This is a genomic window from Tessaracoccus pujii (genome assembly GCF_054483895.1).
On sequence record NZ_CM137012.1, the window covers coordinates 1,901,472 to 1,919,625 of the forward strand.

The 18,154-nt window shown below is 69.7% G+C and carries 14 protein-coding genes and 1 tRNA gene; 10 read left to right on the forward strand and 5 right to left on the reverse strand.

Annotation, left to right across the window (positions count from 1 at the left end; all coding sequences use genetic code 11):
- Positions 1-9: 9 nt before the first annotated feature.
- Both ACX1D0_RS09275 and ACX1D0_RS09280 read left to right on the forward strand, forming a co-directional pair.
- Positions 10-615, forward strand: coding sequence for a TlpA family protein disulfide reductase (locus ACX1D0_RS09275; protein ID WP_459017620.1), 606 nt, complete (start codon positions 10-12; stop codon positions 613-615).
- Positions 612-1,247 carry an NUDIX hydrolase gene (locus tag ACX1D0_RS09280; protein WP_459017621.1) on the forward strand — a complete coding sequence of 212 codons (636 nt, stop codon included), beginning with the start codon at positions 612-614 and terminating at the stop codon, positions 1,245-1,247. Before ACX1D0_RS09275 ends, ACX1D0_RS09280 begins: the two co-directional genes overlap by 4 nt.
- Positions 1,248-1,311: 64 nt before the next feature.
- Here ACX1D0_RS09280 and ACX1D0_RS09285 read toward each other — a convergent pair whose 3' ends face one another.
- Positions 1,312-1,623 (reverse strand): WhiB family transcriptional regulator, encoded by a 312-nt coding sequence (locus tag ACX1D0_RS09285; protein WP_459017622.1) that lies wholly within the window; start codon positions 1,621-1,623, stop codon positions 1,312-1,314.
- A gap of 142 nt (positions 1,624-1,765) precedes the next feature.
- Here ACX1D0_RS09285 and ACX1D0_RS09290 point away from each other — a divergent pair, with 142 nt between their 5' ends.
- From ACX1D0_RS09290 to ACX1D0_RS09305, 4 genes are all read left to right on the forward strand, one after another.
- A complete protein-coding gene (locus ACX1D0_RS09290) occupies positions 1,766-4,168 on the forward strand; it encodes a transglycosylase domain-containing protein (protein ID WP_459017623.1) in 2,403 nt (800 codons plus the stop codon).
- Positions 4,165-5,073, forward strand: a complete 909-nt coding sequence (locus tag ACX1D0_RS09295) for a metallophosphoesterase (RefSeq protein ID WP_459017624.1) — start codon at positions 4,165-4,167, stop codon at positions 5,071-5,073. Before ACX1D0_RS09290 ends, ACX1D0_RS09295 begins: the two co-directional genes overlap by 4 nt.
- A gap of 42 nt (positions 5,074-5,115) precedes the next feature.
- A tRNA-Pro gene (locus tag ACX1D0_RS09300) sits at positions 5,116-5,189 on the forward strand.
- Between the two features lie 550 nt (positions 5,190-5,739).
- Complete coding sequence (locus ACX1D0_RS09305; protein WP_459017625.1) at positions 5,740-7,179, forward strand: NAD-dependent succinate-semialdehyde dehydrogenase; 1,440 nt, start codon at positions 5,740-5,742, stop codon at positions 7,177-7,179.
- A 20-nt stretch (positions 7,180-7,199) separates the two neighbouring features.
- Here ACX1D0_RS09305 and ACX1D0_RS09310 read toward each other — a convergent pair whose 3' ends face one another.
- Positions 7,200-7,802 carry a hypothetical protein gene (locus ACX1D0_RS09310; protein WP_459017626.1) on the reverse strand — a complete coding sequence of 201 codons (603 nt, stop codon included), beginning with the start codon at positions 7,800-7,802 and terminating at the stop codon, positions 7,200-7,202.
- A gap of 135 nt (positions 7,803-7,937) precedes the next feature.
- Between ACX1D0_RS09310 and ACX1D0_RS09315 the strand changes: the two genes are divergently transcribed.
- Positions 7,938-9,824: a phosphoenolpyruvate carboxykinase (GTP) gene (locus ACX1D0_RS09315; protein ID WP_459017627.1), complete on the forward strand. Its 1,887-nt coding sequence runs from the start codon at positions 7,938-7,940 to the stop codon at positions 9,822-9,824.
- A gap of 9 nt (positions 9,825-9,833) precedes the next feature.
- Here ACX1D0_RS09315 and ACX1D0_RS09320 read toward each other — a convergent pair whose 3' ends face one another.
- Complete coding sequence (locus ACX1D0_RS09320) at positions 9,834-11,111, reverse strand: thymidine phosphorylase (protein ID WP_459017628.1); 1,278 nt, start codon at positions 11,109-11,111, stop codon at positions 9,834-9,836.
- A gap of 225 nt (positions 11,112-11,336) precedes the next feature.
- On the opposite strand from ACX1D0_RS09320, the gene ACX1D0_RS09325 reads away from it, so the two are divergent.
- From ACX1D0_RS09325 to ACX1D0_RS09335, 3 genes are all read left to right on the forward strand, one after another.
- Positions 11,337-12,536 (forward strand): MFS transporter, encoded by a 1,200-nt coding sequence (locus ACX1D0_RS09325; protein WP_459017629.1) that lies wholly within the window; start codon positions 11,337-11,339, stop codon positions 12,534-12,536.
- A 9-nt stretch (positions 12,537-12,545) separates the two neighbouring features.
- A complete protein-coding gene (locus tag ACX1D0_RS09330) occupies positions 12,546-13,592 on the forward strand; it encodes a Gfo/Idh/MocA family protein (protein WP_459017630.1) in 1,047 nt (348 codons plus the stop codon).
- 192 nt (positions 13,593-13,784) lie between these two features.
- Positions 13,785-14,606: an HAD-IIA family hydrolase gene (locus ACX1D0_RS09335; protein WP_459017631.1), complete on the forward strand. Its 822-nt coding sequence runs from the start codon at positions 13,785-13,787 to the stop codon at positions 14,604-14,606.
- On the opposite strand, the gene maeA is transcribed toward ACX1D0_RS09335, so the two are convergent.
- Both maeA and ACX1D0_RS09345 read right to left on the reverse strand, forming a co-directional pair.
- Positions 14,603-16,318, reverse strand: a complete 1,716-nt coding sequence (gene maeA, locus ACX1D0_RS09340; protein ID WP_459017632.1) for an NAD-dependent malic enzyme — start codon at positions 16,316-16,318, stop codon at positions 14,603-14,605. The genes ACX1D0_RS09335 and maeA overlap by 4 nt on opposite strands.
- Positions 16,319-16,366: 48 nt before the next feature.
- A complete protein-coding gene (locus ACX1D0_RS09345) occupies positions 16,367-18,106 on the reverse strand; it encodes a SulP family inorganic anion transporter (RefSeq protein WP_459017633.1) in 1,740 nt (579 codons plus the stop codon).
- Between the last annotated feature and the right edge of the window lie 48 nt (positions 18,107-18,154).

Sequence of the window (18,154 nt, forward strand, 5' to 3'; positions counted from 1 at the left end):
CTCGTTCCGGTGACCTCCCTGCTGCTCCGTGCGACGCTCGCCGCGACACTCGCGCTGGCCGCCTGCTCCCCTGCGGTCACCGCCCCCACACCGGATCCCGTCGCCACCCCCGCGGCGCCGGCGGACCTGGCGGCCCTGCGGGTCCAGTTCGGCCTTCCCGACTGCCCGGCCACGGATCCGGACGCGCCGCAGTCCGCCGACGGACTGCCCCGGACCAGCCTGCAGTGTCTGGGCAGCGACACGACGGTGAACCTCGCGGGCCTGCCGCGCACCCCCACGATTCTCAACCTCTGGGCCCAGTGGTGTGGACCCTGCCGCGAGGAGGCTCCCTTCCTGCGCGAAGGAGTCACCAAGCTCGAGGGGGTCAGCTTCATCGGCGTCAACTACAACGACCCCAAACCGGACTGGGCGATCGAGTTCGCCGGGCTCGCCGGCTGGCTGTACCCCCACGTCGTGGACGAGGACAGGTCCCTTCAGGTGGACCTGCGGGTCCCAGGGCTTCCCACCACGTATTTCATCGACGTCGACGGTCGGATCGCCGGGGTGCATGCCGGCCCCCTGGCCTCGACGCAGCAACTGGTGGACCTCACCGACGAGTATCTGGGTGCGGGATGAGGCATCCCGAGTCCTTCGAGCAGCTGTGCCGCGCCCTGGTGCACGGGCCGACGGCGCGTCACCTCCACCTCGACCGCACGCCGCGGGGGGAGCGGGCGGCCGCGGTCCTCATGCTGTTCTCCGACGACGCCGATCCCTCGCTCACCTTCGTGACGCGGGCCGAGACGATGCGCCGCCACGCCGGTCAGATCGCCTTGCCCGGGGGCGCCGTCGACCCGACGGACACCGACCGCCGCCACACGGCGCTCCGGGAGGCGGACGAGGAGATCGGACTGGCGGCCGAACACGTCTCAGTGCTGGGCGAACTCCCACCGCTCTGGGTGCCGGCCTCCCGCTACGACGTGACGACGGTGGTGGCGGTCTGGCCGGGTGGGCACCCCTTGGAGCCGCGCGACCCCGCGGAGACGGGCGCGGTGCACGCCTTCACCGTGGCGGAGCTGGCCTCCCCTGCTGTGCGCGTGACGGCTCGCCACCCGAGCGGCTTCGAAGGGCCGGCGTTCGTGATGGGTGCCCAGTTCATCTGGGGGCTGACCGCGCACCTGGTGGACTGGGTGCTGGATCTGGGTGGATGGGCGCAGCCATGGGACCGCGACCGGGTCTCCGGCATCCCGGCGCGCTACATGCGCGACTAGCGGTGATCCATGAGAGACGACACCGGCGCACGGCAAGCCGCGCGCCGGTGCAGTGGCGTGAGTTCTATCCGTGGCGGACGGGCAGAACGGTGATGGTGGCCTCAGCCGTGTCGTGAAAATCGACCAGGACGTCGTGCCACGAATCGATGTCCGGACGGGAGCGCAGGAGCGCCCGCCTTTCCCGCTCGGTCATGCCGCCCCAGACGCCCCATTCGATGCGGTTGTCCAGCGCCTCTGCCAGACATTCCGACCGGACCGGACATCCGACGCACACGGACCGTGCGCGCTTCTGATCCTTGCCCTCGGGGAATAGAGCGTCCGCCATGTCTCGGCACTTGGCGTGGAGCGTCCATTCGCTCACCTCGGCGAGTGACATGAGCTGCCCTCCTTTGCGCAGTTGCTGTCAATACCCTGACGCTAGCGCATCCCCGGCCCATCGCAACAGGGGTCCCACCGGTAAAGATGCAAGCCAGCCCGGCGAGCATGGCCTCCTGGGACCCGTCACGTAAACTGAGCAAATGAAGTCTGCCTCCCTCAGCCAGAAGGCGTACTCCGTCCTCATGTTCCTCGCCGTGAGCGTGCTCGCGGGCCTCCTGCTGTCGGGCCTGGCCGTGCCGTTCGCCGCGCTCGCCGGGGGTGGCGCCAAGATGGCGGCGGACTCGCTGGAGTTCCTTCCCGCGGACCTGGAGACCCCCCCGCAGTCAGAGCGCTCACGCGTGCTGATGGCGGACGGTCAGGTGCTGGCCACGTTCTTCAACGAGAACCGCGTCTATGTACCGCTGTCGGACATCGCCCCGGTGATGCAGGACGCCCAGATCGCCATCGAGGACCACCGGTTCTACGAGCACGGCGCCATCGACTTCCAGGGCTTCGGTCGCGCCTTCGTCAAGACCATGACGGGTGACACCCAAGGCGCCTCGACGCTCACCCAGCAGTACGTCAAGCTGGTGCGCGTCGAATCGGCCGTGGCAGCCGGCGACAAGGAGGGGGTCAGCAAGGCCACCGAGGTGACCCTCGACCGTAAGATCATCGAGGCCCGCTACGCCATGGCGCTCGAGGAGCGGCTGACCAAGGACGAGATCCTGGAGCGCTACCTCAACATCGCCTACTACGGCGACGGGGCCTACGGCGTCGAGGCGGCAGCTCAGCACTACTGGGGCACCACGGCCAAGGCCCTCACGCTGGAGCAGGCGGCCATGCTGGCCGGTCTGGTGCAGAACCCCGTGGCCACGAACCCGGTGAAGAACCCGGACAAGGCCATCGCGCGGCGCAATGTGGTACTCAACCGGATGGCCGAACTCGGCATCATCAGCGAGGACCGGGCTGCCGAGGCCAAGGCGGTCGCGTTCGATCCCGCCACCGTCACCCGCACGCCCAACGGCTGCACGTCGTCGCCGTACCCCTTCCTGTGCGACTACGTCCGCCTCACGCTGCTCAGCGACGCGATGCCGAGCATGGGGGCGACGCTGGAGGAGCGCGAGAACCTGCTCAACCGGGGCGGTCTGACCATCAACACCCTGATCGACCCCGCGGCGCAGGCGTCGGCCGAGGCCGCGGTGGCGGACCTGATCGCCCCCACCGATCCCGTGCTGGCCGGAGCAGCCCTGATCCAGCCCAGCACCGGCCTGATCGTCGCCCTGGCGCAGTCCCGCCCGGACATGGGCACGGACCCGGGCGAGACCTACTACAACTACAACGTGGAACGCGCGATGGGCGGCGCCGAGGGATACCAGGCCGGCTCCACCTTCAAGACGTTCACGATCGCGGCAGCCCTGGACCTCGGGATGACGCCGGAGCGCTCCTACACCGCGCCGGCCGAGCTCCCCCTGGAGGGGATGACGTTCAAGAACTGTTCCGGCCCGTTCGTGTTCAAGCAGGACCACAGCGTCCGCAACTACGACCGCGGCTACGGCAAGATCGACATGATCAGCGCCGCGGAGGACTCGGTCAACACCTACTTCATGCAGTTGGAGGCCGACGCGGGCATCTGCGCGTCGATCGACATAGCCAAAGCGGCGGGCGTGAAGATGTCCACCGGCCAGGATCTGCGGGTCAACCAGAACTACCCCACGTTCGTGCTCGGCACATCCGAGGTCACCCCCCTGTCCATGGCGGAGGCGTACGCCACGTTCGCCAACCGCGGCATCCACTGCACGCCCATCATCCTGAAGTCGGTCACGACGAAGGACGGGGCGGACCTGGCCGTGCCGTCTGCCGACTGCACGCAGGTGATCCGGCCTGAGATCGCCGACGGCGTCAACTACATCCTGCAGAGCGTCGTCAAGCAGGGCACGGGCTACCCGGCCCGCCTCCGCGACGGGCGCCCCCAAGCCGGGAAGACGGGCACGATCACCGATAACCAGGCCGTCTGGTTCGCGGGCTACACGCCGGAGATGGCTGGGGCTGCGTGGATCGCCATCGACAAGACCAACCCCTGGTACGAGACCAAGCGCAAGACCCTCAAGAACGTGCGCCTTCCCAGCGGCACGTACCTCCGGGGCACTGGCGGCGGCGACGCCGGACTCATCTGGAACGCCGCCATGTCGTCGGCTCTGGCGGGCAAACCGGAGACGGCGTTCACGGCGCCGTCCAAGGAAGTGCTCGAGGGCGTGAAGGTGCCGCTGCCGGACGTGTCCGGCATGGGTTACAACGAGGCTGAGCGCACGCTGGAGGCCGCCGGCTTCCAGACCGAGCGCTGGGGGATCTACTCCAGCCGCCCCCGTGGCACGTTCCTGGGAATCTCGCCTGAGGGCTCCGCCGTGAAATTCTCGACGGTGCGGCTCAAGGTGTCCGTCGGGCCGAAGCCCAAGCCCAAACCTGAGCCCTCTCCCGAGCCTTCTCCGACGCCCGCGACACCGGCGCCAGCCGCCACGCCCACCCCTGCGGCCACGCAGGACCCGCCCGGTAAATCGGACCGATGACGCGCCCGGTGCTGCGTGCACTCGGCGCCACCGCGGCCCTGGGCGCGGCCGGTTTCGGGTGGGGGCTGATCGAGGCGGCGCTGTTCACCGTCCGCCGGGTGGACCTGGACATCCTGCCCCCTGGGGGCAGATCGATCAGGATCCTGCACGTCTCCGACGTCCACCTCACCACGAGCCAGCACTTCAAGCTGGATTTCGTACGGTCGATGGCGGCCCTCGAGCCGGATCTCGTGGTCAACACCGGCGACAACATCGCCCAGGCCGAGGCGATCTTCCCCCTGCTCGCCGCGTGGAACAAGCTCCGGCTGGTGCCGGGCGTGTTTGTGTTCGGCTCCAACGACTACTACTCTCCGCACTTCCGCAATCCGCTGCGCTACCTCGTGCACGGCAAGTCGGAGTCAGAGGGCCGGTCGCGCCCCACCCTGCCTTGGGAGAAGCTGCGTGACGGCATGACCAGGCACGGCTGGGTAGATCTCACCCACCGTCGCGCCGCACTGGAGGTCAACGGCTACCGCCTCGCGTTCCGGGGCGTCGACGACGCCCACCTCGGCCGCGACGACTACGCTGCCGTGGCGGGACCGCCGGACCCGGAGGCCCACCTCAACATCGGCGTCACGCACGCGCCCTACCTGCGGCTCCTGGACGCGATGACCGCCGACGGCATGGACCTGATCTTCGCGGGCCACACCCACGGCGGCCAGGTGACCGTCCCCGGCTACGGCGCGCTGGTGACCAACTGCGACCTCGACCCCGCGCGGGTCAAGGGCCTGTCCACCCACACCGCCGGCGGTCGCACCGCCCACCTCCACGTGTCGGCGGGCGTGGGCACCTCCCCGTACGCCCCCTACCGGTTCGCCTGCAGGCCGGAGGTCACCCTCCTGACGCTCCGTCCGGTTTCGCGGTGACGACGCCGATGGGCTAGTATCTCGGTTGGCCCTCTGGGCCATCGGGGTGTGGCGCAGCTTGGTAGCGCGCGTCGTTCGGGACGACGAGGCCGCAGGTTCAAATCCTGTCACCCCGACGCAGGTCGAGAGAAATGGGCAAGCGCCCACAGCTCTCGACTTTTTGTTGCCCATGGTCTCGGCGCTTGTCCATTTCCGAGGCCAAGGAGGGGGTTGGAGGGACGAAGTCCCGGAACACCCCGACGCAGGTCGAGAGAAATGGGCAAGCGCCCACAGCTCTCGACTTTTTGTTGCCCATGGTCTCGGCGCTTGTCCATTTCCGAGGCCAAGGAGGGGGTTGGAGGGACGAAGTCCCGGAACACCCCGACGCAGGTCGAGAGAAATGGGCAAGCGCCCACAGCTCTCGACTTTTTGTTGCCCATGGTCTCGGCGCTTGTCCATTTCCGAGGCCAAGGAGGGGGTTGGAGGGACGAAGTCCCGGAACACCCCGACGCAGGTCGAGAGAAATGGGCAAGCGCCCACAGCTCTCGGTCTTTTCGTCTTTACGGTCAACGGTGAGCTCGCGTCCGTCTGGGCGCGGGATCCTGCCGCGGCGCCCCTCTCCGCCCCGACGCCCCGCCCGGCCCCGCCGGGCCTAAGCTGGTGGACACCTCACGGACGGAGCCGACGATGACCTGGACGCCCCTGCGCACCACTCACTACATCGATGGGCGTTTCAGCACCGACCAGCCCACCCTCGTCGTGGAGAACCCGGCAACCGGCGAGGCACTGGCCACGGTGGCCGATGCCGGGCCCGAGGTGGCGATGGCCTGCCTGGACGCCGCCGTCGACGCCGCCGCCGGCTGGGCCGCCACCGAGCCACGGTTCCGCGGAGAGCTGCTGCGCGCAGCCTGGGAGCGGATCCTGGAGCGCGCGGACGAGTTCGCCGAGACCATGACCCGGGAGATGGGCAAGCCCTTCGCCGAGGCGCGAGGCGAGGTCACGTACGGCGCCGAGTTCCTGCGCTGGTTCGCCGAGGAGACCCCCCGGATCCACGGGCGCTACACCGTCGCGCCCGTCGGCGGGCAGCGGCTGCTCACCACGAAGCAACCAGTCGGGCCGGTCCTCGCGATCACGCCGTGGAACTTCCCGTTGGCCATGGCCACGCGCAAGCTGGGGCCGGCCCTGGCCGCCGGCTGCACCGCGGTCCTCAAGCCCGCCCAGCTGACGCCGCTCACCTCGCTGCTGCTCATGGACGTCTTCGACGAGGTGGGCGTCCCCGCGGGCGTGGTGAACTGCTTCGTGTCGTCGTCGGCCTCCGCGACAACAGGTCCCCTGATCGCCGACCGACGGCTGCGCAAGCTCACCTTCACCGGCTCGACATCCGTCGGAGTCACGCTGCTCGAGCAGGCCTCCGCCAACGTGCTCAAGACCTCCATGGAGCTGGGCGGCAACGCCCCGTTCCTGGTCCTGCCCAGCGCGGACGTGGACCGCGCCGTCGAGGGGGCGTTGGTGGCGAAGATGCGTAACATCGGGCAGGCCTGCACGGCTGCCAACCGGCTGATCGTGCACCGCAGCCTCGTCGAGGAGTTCACCGAGAAGCTCGCCGCGCGCGTGGGCGCGATGAAGGTGGGTGACGGCATGGCCGAGGGAGTCGAGGTGGGACCGCTGGTGTCCGCGTCGGCGCTGGACGACGTCGAGGCGATGGTTCGTGAGGCCGTGGCCGACGGGGCCCGCGTGGTCGTCGGCGGCTCGCGGGGCGAGGGCCCGGGCCACTTCATGCAGCCCACCGTCCTGGCCGACGTGGACCCGTCGTCGCGCTGTTTCCGCCAGGAGATCTTCGGGCCCGTCGCCCCCATCGTGGCCGTGGACTCGGTCGACGAGGCGGTCGCGCTGGCCAACGACACCGACTACGGGCTCATGAGCTACGTCTTCGCCGAGGACCTCACGGAGGCCATCACGACGGCCGAGCGACTGGAGTCCGGCATGGTGGGGCTCAATTCCGGGCTGGTGTCCAACCCGGCCGCCCCGTTCGGCGGTGTGAAGAGTTCCGGCCTGGGGCGCGAAGGTGGCCCCGAGGGGATCGAGGAGTTCCTCGAGATCAAGTACATCGGGATGTCGCTGGGGTAGCGCCGGGGTGGCCCGGCGGGTCAGTAGTCGGCCGCCCGTCCGGTGTCATCAAGGCAGCGGAGCCCGGGCACTCCGGCCGGCACGTCGTTCTGGGCCAGGTCCCGGCACGGGATCGCGTCCTGGAACGCCACGATGTACTGCCACCGTCGCTCCGTGATGCCCCAGATGGTGAGGCTGTCACCGCATGTGGTCTCCTCGTCACCGAAGACGAACCCGTCGCGGTGCACCGCCCTGACATCCACCCGCGAGGTGACGCACCCCGTCTCGTCGGCATAGCCCAACCGCACAGCCAGGAAGTCCCGGAACGAGGCAGGCAGCTCCGCGTGCTCTCGCGCCTCCTCGGGTGTGGTGACCGCTGCCCCGACCTCCGCCCACGGACCGCCCTCCGGTGAGGGCTGCGGCACCGGGGTCAGAGCCGTGGTGGGGGCCAGTTCGAGTGACGGCTCCGGCTGGGGATCGGGAGCCTCCGACTCCGCCGGGAGCGGCGAGCTTGACGACGGACCCACCGAGGCCGTGGCCGGCGGCGGCGCCGATGGCGCGGGGGCGACGTCCGCAGCGGCCCCGCAGGACCCCAGCGTCAGCGCGACGGCCAGCACGCCACCTGTCAGCATCACATTCCGCACGGCACCGACGCTACCAGGGGTCCACGCGTCCACCCGAAGTTGGCACGGGCACCCGGGGCGGCGGGCTACCGTGGAGGCGGACAGCGCTCAAGGACGACGCGGCTGTCCGAGGCAAGTGTCGCACCGAGGAGACCCATGTCAACCGCTACCGAGATCCGCCAGATGACCCGAACCGACCTCCCCTCCACGGGCATGGCCCCGTCGCACCCGAGGCTGCTCGCATGGCTCGACGAGGTCGTCGCGTTGTGCAGGCCGGACGCCGTCCACTACTGCGACGGCTCGGATGTCGAGTACGACGCGCTGGTGCGCGAACTCGAGGCCAAGGGCACGATCATCCGGCTCAACGACACGCTGAAGCCCCACTCAATCCTGGCGCGCACCGACCCCGACGACGTGGCCCGGGTGGAGGACCAGACGTTCATCTGCTCCAAGGACGAGCGCAACGCCGGGCCCACGAACAACTGGATGGACCCGGACCAGATGAAGCGGGTGATGACGCCCCTGTTCGACGGGTGCATGTCCGGCCGGACCATGTACGTGATGCCGTTCTGCATGGGCAGCCTGGATGCCGACGACCCGAAGTACGGCGTCGAGGTGTCCGACTCCGCCTACGTCGCCCTGTCGATGAAGATCATGACGCGCATGGGCGCCGAGACCCTGGCCAGGATGGAGGAGACCGACGCGGACTTCGTGCCGGCGCTGCACTCCGTCGGGATGCCGCTGGCCGAGGGCCAGGAGGACGTGCCGTGGCCGTGCAACGAGAGCAAGTACATCGTCCACTTCACCGACGAGCGCGTCATCTGGTCCTACGGGTCCGGCTACGGCGGCAACTCGCTGCTGGGCAAGAAGTGCTACGCGCTGCGGATCGCCTCCGTCATGGCCCGCGATGAGGGCTGGCTGGCCGAGCACATGCTGATCCTCAAGCTGATCTCCCCCGAGGGGCGTCAGTACCACGTGGCGGCGGCGTTCCCGTCGGCCTGCGGGAAGACCAACCTGGCGATGCTGGAGCCCACGATCCCGGGCTGGACCGTCGAGACCCTGGGCGACGACATCGCCTGGCTGCGCTTCGGAGCGGACGGCCGCCTGTACGCCACCAATCCGGAGACGGGATTCTTCGGTGTGGCGCCGGGCACCAGCTACGAGACCAATCCCAACGCCATGCGCTCGATCGAGGCGGGCAACACGATCTTCACCAACGTCGCCCTGACTCCCGACGGCGACGTGTGGTGGGAGGGCATGACACCCCAGAAGCCGGAGTCGCTCATCGACTGGAAGGGCCGCGAGTGGCGGGGCGCCACCGGCCCCGTGGGCGGCCGGCCCGACGAGAAGGCCGCGCATCCCAACAGCCGGTTCTGCACCCCGATCGACCAGTGCCCCATCCTGTCGGAGGACTACTACTCGCCGCACGGGGTCCCCCTGGACGCGATCATCTTCGGCGGCCGGCGGGAGAACACCATCCCGTTGGTGATGCAGTCGAGGACCTGGCAGCACGGCGTGTTCATGGGCGCCACGTGCTCGTCGGAGACGACGGCCGCAGCCTCCGGCGCCGTCGGGGTGCTGCGCCGGGATCCCATGGCCATGCTCCCGTTCATCGGCTACCACGTGGCTGACTACGTGCAGCACTGGATCAACATCGGCAGGACCGCCCAGGCGGACAAGCTGCCGAAGATCTTCTACGTCAACTGGTTCCGCCGCGACGCCGACGGCCGCTTCATGTGGCCCGGTTTCGGCGAGAATTCCCGCGTGCTCAAGTGGATCGCGCAGCGCGTCGACGGGCTGGCCGACGCGGTGGAGACGCCCATCGGGTTCGTGCCGGCTGAGGGCAGCCTCGACGTGGAGGGGCTGGACATCGACGCCCGCGATCTCAGCGACGTGGTGTCCTTCAAGGACAACGAATGGCGCGACGAGGTGCCTCGCATCGGGCGCTGGTTCGACACCTTCGGATGGCGGCTCCCGCGCGAAATCGTCGACGAGCTGCGCACGCTGGAGCGGGCGCTCGGCCGGTCGTCGACGGATACCTGACCCCTGGCGTCAGTCCACGCGTCCCAGGATCAGCCCGGGGAGCTCGGGGACCTCGTCGGCATAGTCGACGGCGCCCTCCAGCGCGTCGAGTGCTCGGTCGAAGCGCTCGGGAGTGGCCGTGTGGAGGGTGAACAGCGGCTGTCCGGCAGTCACCGCGTCGCCCGGCTTGGCGTGCATCTCGACCCCAGCCACGGCCTGGACGTCGTCCTCCTTCCTGGCTCGCCCGGCACCGAGGCGCCACGCGGCCACCCCGACGGCGAAGGCGTCCATCCTGGTGAGGTACCCGGCGCGGCCGGCCGTCACGGTGTGCTGATGGGTCGCCACCGGCAGCGACGCGTCAGGGTCTCCGCCCTGGGCGGCGATCATCCGGCGCCACACGTCCATCGCCCGACCGTCCTGCAGCGCCGGTGCCGGGTCCACGCCCGGCCGTCCGGCTGCGGTCAGCATCTCCCTGGCCAGCGCCACCGTCAACTCGACCACATCGGCTGGACCACCCCCGGCGAGGACCTCGACGGACTCGCGCACCTCGAGCGCGTTGCCTGCGGTGAGCCCCAGTGGCGTGTCCATGCCCGTGAGCAGCGCGACGGTGGTGACGCCGGCGTCCTTGCCCAGGTCCACCATGGTGCGGGCGAGCTCCTCGGCCTGGTCGAACGACTTCATGAACGCGCCGGAGCCCACCTTGACGTCGAGGACCAGCGCCCCCGTGCCCTCGGCGATCTTCTTGCTCATGATGGAACTCGCGATCAGCGGGATGGCCTCGACGGTGCCCGTGGTGTCGCGGAGGGCGTAGAGCTTCTTGTCCGCGGGGGCCAGGCCGGAGCCCGCCGCGCAGATGACCGCGCCGACGTCCTCGAGCTGACGGAAGATCTCCTCGTTGGTCAATGCCGCGCGCCACCCGGGGATGGCCTCGAGCTTGTCCAGCGTGCCGCCGGTGTGGCCAAGGCCACGCCCCGACAGCTGCGGGACCGCCACGTCGAACACCGCGACGAGGGGGGCCAGCGGGAGGGTGATCTTGTCCCCCACGCCGCCCGTGGAGTGCTTGTCCGCCGTCGGCCTGCTGAGCGTGGAGAAGTCCATCCGCTCCCCGGAGGCGATCATCGCGGCGGTCCAGCGGGCGATCTCGTCGCGATCCATGCCCTTGAGGAGGATGGCCATGGCCAGCGCCGACATCTGATAGTCGGCCACCCGGCCCGTGGTGTAGGCGTCGACCACCCAGTCGATCTCGTCCGGGCTCAGCCTGCCCCCGTCGCGCTTGGTGCGAATGAGGTCAACCACGTCCATGCTCATGCTCCCAGGCTAGTGGTCATCCCCGTGAGCGGCGCGAGGTCACCGCCTCCCCCTCCGGGCACGACACGCCGACGAAGCCGTCCCCCGTCGGCCCTGGGGACCCCCATGTGCGGGAAGAGCGCACTTTGGTGCCCCGGCCAGGATCTGGCAGGATCGAAGCTCTCCACCCCACGCCGCGACGTAGCCCTGCGCGCGATGGGGCCCTCCTGCCCGACGGAAGTTCTCATGTCCAAGGAAGTCCTGCGCGCCCGTTGGGGCGTCATTCTGCTGTTCTGGCTCAACGGCGTCGCCTGGTCCTCCATCCTGCCGCGCTACCCCGAGATCAAGGTTGCGCTGGAGGCGTCCAACACCGCATTCGGCCTGGCCGTGGGACTGGGACCTGTGGGTGGGCTCGTCGCCGGCCTCTTCACCGCCCGCCTGGTGCGCCGGTTCAGCTCGGCCTCCGTGGCCACCGTGACGCTCATCACGGGCATCGCGACCCTCAACCTCATCGCCTTCGCGCCGCACATCGCCGTGTTCTCCGCCGCCCTCGCCTTCATGGCGGCCATGGACGCCGTCACGGACATCTCGATGAACGCCCATGGCCTCCGCGTGCAGAAGCTGTACGGCCGCAGCATCCTCAACTCGTTCCACGGCTGGTGGTCCATCGGCGCGGTGTGCGGCGGCTTCCTCGGCTCGGTCGCCGCGCAGATCGACATGGCGCTGTGGCTGCAGGCCATCATCGCGACCGTCGTGTTCGGCTTCATCGCGCTGTTCGCCCGCACACTGCTCCTCCCGGGCAGAGACCAGGAGCCGTTGAGCGAGGCGGCCGCTACGGAGGTGCGCCCGAGCCGCCGGATCCCTGCCTCCATGTGGCTGCGGCTCATCGCGCTGGGCCTCCTCGGTGCCTCCGTCGGCCTAGTCGAGGACAGCGCCGCGTCGTGGGGTGCCATCTACATGGACGGCATGTTCGACGTCATCCCGTTCGTGGCGGGCCTCGCCTTCGTCGCACTGCAGCTGGCCCAGATGATCGGCCGGTTCACCGGCGACGCCCTGGTCAACCGGATCGGCGCCCGCCCCGCGGTGACCTGGGGTGTGAGTGTCGCGGCCCTGGGCATGGGGATGGCGGTTGCGTTCCCGCACCCGGCCACCACCATCATCGGCTTCGCGTGCGCCGGCTGGGGCATCGCGACGGGGATCCCGTCGGCCATGCACGCCGCCGACGAGCTTCCCGGCATGGCGCACGGCTCCGGCCTGACGTTCGTGACGTGGCTGATGCGGCTCGGCTTCTTCGCGGGCCCGCCGCTGATCGGCCTGGTCGGCGACCTCGTCAGCCTGCGCTGGGCGCTCATCGTGGTGCCCACCACCGCGCTGGTGGCGCTGGCCCTCACGCCCGCCCTCACGCCGCCGCGGAACGCCCGCCCCGCCGTCGTCCGAGGTGATTGACTGGGGCACATGACCTTCTGGCTGCCCTCCCCCCGCACCCCGGACCCGATGGACGCCCCGCCGCTGAGGTGGGGCATGCTCGGCACCGGATGGATCGCTGAGCGCTTCGTCGAGGCCTTGCACACGCACACCCGGCAGCGGGTGGTGGTGGTCGGCTCCCGCACATCCGAAAAAGGCGCCGAGTTCGCTTCCCGGCACGGCATCGAGCGCAGCCTCGTGGGCTACGAGGCGGTGGCGGCGGACCCGACGGTGGACATCGTCTACGTGGCCACGCCGCACAGCGAGCACCGCGACAACGCGCTCCTCGCGATCGCGGCCGGCAAGCACGTCCTCATCGAGAAGGCCTTCACCCGTAACCTGGGCGAGGCCACCGAGGTGGTGGACGCGGCCCGCGCCGCGGGGGTCGCGGCGATGGAGGCCATGTGGACGCGCTTCCTTCCGCACATGGATGTGGTGCGCCAGGTCCTGGCCGACGGCGCACTCGGCGAGATCGAGACCGCGTTCGCCGACCACGGGCAGTGGTTCCCCAAGGACCCGGACTTCCGCCTCTTCGACCCGGCCAAGGCCGGCGGAGCCATGCTGGACCTCGGGGTGTACCCGGTGAGCTTCGCACACTTCGCCCTCGGCACCCCCGGCGCGGCCCTGGCGACGGGCACCAGGGCCTTTACCGGCGTTGACCGGCAGATCTCGGCCGTGCTGACGGGATTCGAGCGGCACCCGATGGCTCACGGGATCGTGACGACGACGCTGGCCGCCCTGACCCCCACGCTCGCGTTCGTCGCGGGCGACGAGGCCCGCCTGGAGATCCCCGGCCCCTTCTACGGGCCGCAGCCGGTCACGGTGACCCGCCGCGACGGTGAACGCACCTCATCCGAGGCGGGGCCGATCCCAGCGCACGAGGGGTTGTGCTACCAGGCGGCGCACCTCGCCGCCCTGATCACGGAGGGGCGGCTCGAGTCCGAGATCCTGCCGCTCGACGAGACCTTGGCCGTCATGGCGACGATGGACGAGCTGCGCCGCCAGGTGGGCGTCTCGCTGCCGGGCGAGGTCCTTTAGGCGAGAAGCCCCGTGAAGGCGACGCGCCGGCCGCCCGGGCCTTTGCGTTCCGGTGTGGTTCACTACCGAACGAGTCGTTTTTCTTCCGGTTCCGCGCACCTGACCGGCCTAATTGGTTCAGATGGGCGGGGCCGGAGATGGCACTGTTGGGTACAGGCCCGCGGACAGAGTCGCCGGGGCGCAAGGAGACCGATGTTCACCATCCCCACGCCGTGGTACGACGCGTACGTGTTCGACCTCGACGGCACGATCTACCTCGGCGACGACCTCCTCCAGGGAGCGCAAACGCTGATCGAGGGGGTCCGCGCGGAGGGCAAGGTGGTGAAGTTCCTCTCCAACAACCCCACCAAGGACCCCCGGCAGTACCAGGCCAAGCTGGAGGCGCTCGGGCTGCCGACGCCGCTGGAGGACATCGCCAACACCGTCGTCACCACCACGCGCTGGCTGCTCGACCATCAGCCGGAGGCGGCGCTGTTCGTCGTGGGCGAGGAGCCGCTCAAGCGGTCGCTGCGCGCGGCCGGATTCCGGCTGACCGAGGATCCGGCGGAGATCGACGTGGTGGTCGCGTCGTACGACCGCACCTTCGACTACCGCAAGTTGCAGATCGCCTTCGACGCGCTGTGGTTCCACAAGCGCGCGATCCTCATCCAGACCAACCCGGACCGGTTCTGCCCGTTTCCGGGGGGTCGCGGAGAGCCTGACTGCGCGGCGATCACCGCCGCGATCGAGGCGTGCACGGGCGTCACGTGCAGCGTGAGCCTGGGCAAGCCGTCGCCGGTGATGCTGGAGGCCGCGCTGGGCGGGCTCGGCCTCGACCTCTCGCGCTGCCTGATGGTGGGCGATCGCCTGCACACCGACATCCAGATGGCCGTCGACGCCGGCATGGCATCAGCCCTGGTGCTGACGGGCGAATCGACACTCGAGGATGTCGCGGCGCTGCCAGAGGACAAGCGCCCCACGTACGTCGTCGAGCGCATCGACCTGCTCCTTCCAGAGCCCGGCCCGCGCGGCTAATCCAGGATGAGCTCGGGGTAGACCGGCTGCCACATGCGGTCGAACACGTCCTGCACCGGATTGTCCAACTCCACGCCCGCGACGCCGTCCTCAGCGGCCGCCCGCGCCACCGCGATCGCCACCGTGGCCGAGACGCGACGGAGCTCGCCGATCCGCGGGAGCAGCGGCGCGCCCATCGTACGCAGGCTGACCAGCGACGCCACCGCCCTGGCGGCCGCCGCGATCATCCGGTCCGTCACCCTGCTCGCCTGGCACACCGCGACCCCAAGACCCAGCCCGGGGAAGACCAGCGCGTTGTTGGCCTGCGCGACGTCGAACGTGACGTCCCCGCGGGTCACCGGATCGAACGGCGAACCCGTCGCGATCAGCGCCGCGCCGTCGGTCCACTCCAGGAGGTCCGCGGGCGTCGCCTCGGCCAGCGTGGTGGGGTTGGACAGCGGCAGGATGATCGGCCGGCGCACATGGCCCGCCAGGCCCCGGATCATGGGCTCGGTGAAGGTGCCCGGCTGGCCCGACGTGCCGATCAGGATGGTGGGGCGGACGTTGCGCACGACGTCGGCGAGGCTGACACGGCCGTGGTCATCGAGTTCCCAGCCGGCCACCTCGTCGGGCCTGCGGGCATACGGGCGCTGGAAGTCGCGCACGCCCGCGGAGTCCTCCAGGATGAGCCCGCGGCTGTTGAGGCACCAGAACGTGTTGTGGGCCTCCGCGTCCGACAGGCCCTCGTCGAGCATCATGTCGCGGAACAGGTCCGCGATGCCGATGCCCGCGGTGCCCGCCCCGTAGATGACGATCCGCTGGTCGCGCAGCCGCTCCCCCAGGCCCTTGATGGCCGCGAGCGCGGCCGCGCTGACGACGGCGGCCGTGCCCTGGACGTCATCGTTGAACGTGCAGACGCGCTCGCGGTAGCGGGTGAGGATGGTGTGAGCGTTGGCGGCGCCGAAGTCCTCCCAGTGGATCATCGCGTGCGGGTAGAGCTTCTGCGCGGCCACGACGAATGCCTCGATGAAGTCGTCGTACCGCTTGCCGCGCACCCGCGCGTGCCGGAGCCCCGGGTACAGGTCGTCGTTGAGGAGGCCGAGGTTGTCGGTGCCGACGTCGAGGCCGACGGCGAGCATCCGGTCCGGGTCCACCCCTGCGCCGGCGGTGTACAGGCTCTTCTTGCCGTGGCAGATCTGGATGCCGCCCACGCCCTGGTCGCCGATGCCGAGGATGCCCTCGGAGTCGGTGACGATGATGATGTCCACATCGTCAGGGTCGCGGTTGCTCGCCAGCAGCGACTGCTCGATGGCATCGGGCGCATCGATGGACAGGAAGACGCCCGTCAGGCGGGTGAACTGGTGGCTGAACTGCGCGATCGCGTCGCCGATGGTGGGCGTGTACACGATCGGCATGATCTCTTCGAGGTGCTCGCTGAGCAGCCGGTAGAACAGCACCGTATTGCGGTCGCGCAGCGCGGTCAGGCGACGGAACTTCGCCATGGGTGTACGCGCGTCGAGGAACTGCTCGTAGGCGCGGTGCAGCTGGGCGTCGATCGGCGTGATGCCGGTGGGGAGCAGGCCCACGAGGCCGAGCTCCTCGCGTTCCTCCAGGGTGAAGGCGGTGCCCCGGTTGAGCCGGGGGGTCCACAGGATGTCGCCTCCGCGGATGTTGACCTTCACGCGGGAGCCGTGATTGCCGGGGAGGACCTCGTAACGACGTTGTTCGGGCACTGACCCAACCTACCGCGAGCGGACGGCCCGCCGAAAGCTGCGGACCGATCAGCCGTCGGACTCGGTCAGCCTCCGCACGGCCCAGTCCACGGCCTCCGACAGTTCGCGGACATGCTGGTCGTCGTCGAACACCCTCATGAGGCGGCACGTCCGCTGCTGGGATTCGGTCATCCCCTGGGCCACGAAGGCCACCCCGCGGGCCTTGAGCTGCCGGCCCACCGCCTTGATCGCGTCGGCGCCGGAGGCGTCGAGGATGGTCATCCGATGGCAACGCAGGATCACGGCGCCGACCTCGTCCTCGACGGCGGTGACCTCGTCGACGAATCGACGGGCATTGCCGTAGAACAGAGCCCCGTCCACGCGGAAGATCGCGAGCTGTGTGCGGAGGTGCTCATGTTCCGGCCGAAGGTCCACGTCGCCCTCGCGAGTGTTGGTGGGCAGCCGCTGACGCGCGACGACGGAGTAGGAGGCCATGTGGCGCAGGCTCATCAGCGCTGCCATACCGATGCCCAGGAGCACGGCCGCAACCAGATCGAGAAGGATGGTGGCGCCCAGCGTGAGCCAGAAGGTGTTGCGGTCCGCCCGGGTGACCGCGCTGAGGGTGCGCACAAGGCCGAGATTGATCATCCGGCCGGCAGTGACCAGCAACACGCCTCCCAACGCCGCCATCGGAATCAGCGACACCAGCGGCGCCAGCAGCAGCATGACGACCAACAGGACCACCGCGTGCGAGACCGACGCCAGCCGCGTCCTCGCGCCCGAACGGACGCTGACGGCGGTGCGGGCGATCGCGCCGGTGGCAGGCAGGCCGCCGAAGAGGCCGGACGCCACGTTGGCGAGCCCCTGGCCCATGAGTTCCCGGTCCGGGCTGGTCTGAGTGAGGTCGGATCGCATCCCGTCGGCCACGCGCGCGGACAGCAACGACTCGAGTGCCGCAAGGGCCGCCACGGCAAACGCCGGCGCGATCAGGTCCTGGAGGAGCGCTGCGTCGAACAGCGGCAATGTGGGCATCGGCAGGCCTGTGGGGAGGGCCCCGATCCGAAGGACGTCCGCACCGCTCAGTTCCACCGCGATGGTGGCCACGACGATCGCGATGAGCGAGAGGGGAAGACGCCGGAAGAATCGGTGCCCCATCAGATGGACGGCGATCACACCCACCGTCACCAGGAGCGGCTGCCAGGCGCTGGTCCAGTCCGTGGAGCCCAGCGTGAGCCACGACGAGACCAGTGTGGACTCAGCCTCCGCCCGCTCGGTTCCCAGGACGAGCGGGATCTGCTGCAGTGCGATGATGACGCCGATGCCGATGGTGAACCCCTCCACCACGGAAAGGGGTATGAACTCCACCGAGCGCCCCACCGCTGTCAGGGCCATCGCCACGACGATGACGCCGGCCATGATGGCCAGCAAGGGAACGGTCTCGACGCCGTGCTTGGCGATCACCGGCAGCAGCACCACCGTCATGGCACCGGTGGGGCCCGAGACCTGCAGGTGGCTACCCCCGAAAATCGCCGCGACGAGGCCCGCGATGATCGCGGTGACCAGCCCTGCGGCCGCGCCCGCTCCCGAGGCGACGCCGAAGCCGAGCGCCAGGGGCAGCGCGACGATACCCACGGTGATCCCCGCGAGCAGGTCCTTGCCCCAGGACGAGCGCAGGCCGGCGTAGTCCTTCGGCGTGGGCCACAACCCGGCGAAGCTCACCAGGTGGCTGCCGACGAGAGCGCGGTACCGCTCCACCTGTTCTCTGGGTGTGAGCCGCTGCGCTTCGATCCTGAAATCCCTGTTGCCCACCACTCACCTCTCCGGGGACAGGGTACGCCTGGGCCCCGGGACCGGGCC

Excerpts from the sequence above, each read along its gene's own strand:
- ACX1D0_RS09280 (WP_459017621.1), top strand. The coding sequence starts at position 612 with ATGAGGCATCCCGAGTCCTTCGAGCAGCTGTGCCGCGCCCTGGTGCAC.
- ACX1D0_RS09285 (WP_459017622.1), bottom strand. The coding sequence starts at position 1,623 with ATGTCACTCGCCGAGGTGAGCGAATGGACGCTCCACGCCAAGTGCCGA.
- ACX1D0_RS09290 (WP_459017623.1), top strand. The coding sequence starts at position 1,766 with ATGAAGTCTGCCTCCCTCAGCCAGAAGGCGTACTCCGTCCTCATGTTC.
- ACX1D0_RS09295 (WP_459017624.1), top strand. The coding sequence starts at position 4,165 with ATGACGCGCCCGGTGCTGCGTGCACTCGGCGCCACCGCGGCCCTGGGC.
- ACX1D0_RS09305 (WP_459017625.1), top strand. The coding sequence starts at position 5,740 with ATGACCTGGACGCCCCTGCGCACCACTCACTACATCGATGGGCGTTTC.
- ACX1D0_RS09315 (WP_459017627.1), top strand. The coding sequence starts at position 7,938 with ATGTCAACCGCTACCGAGATCCGCCAGATGACCCGAACCGACCTCCCC.
- ACX1D0_RS09320 (WP_459017628.1), bottom strand. The coding sequence starts at position 11,111 with ATGAGCATGGACGTGGTTGACCTCATTCGCACCAAGCGCGACGGGGGC.
- ACX1D0_RS09325 (WP_459017629.1), top strand. The coding sequence starts at position 11,337 with ATGTCCAAGGAAGTCCTGCGCGCCCGTTGGGGCGTCATTCTGCTGTTC.
- ACX1D0_RS09330 (WP_459017630.1), top strand. The coding sequence starts at position 12,546 with ATGACCTTCTGGCTGCCCTCCCCCCGCACCCCGGACCCGATGGACGCC.
- ACX1D0_RS09335 (WP_459017631.1), top strand. The coding sequence starts at position 13,785 with ATGTTCACCATCCCCACGCCGTGGTACGACGCGTACGTGTTCGACCTC.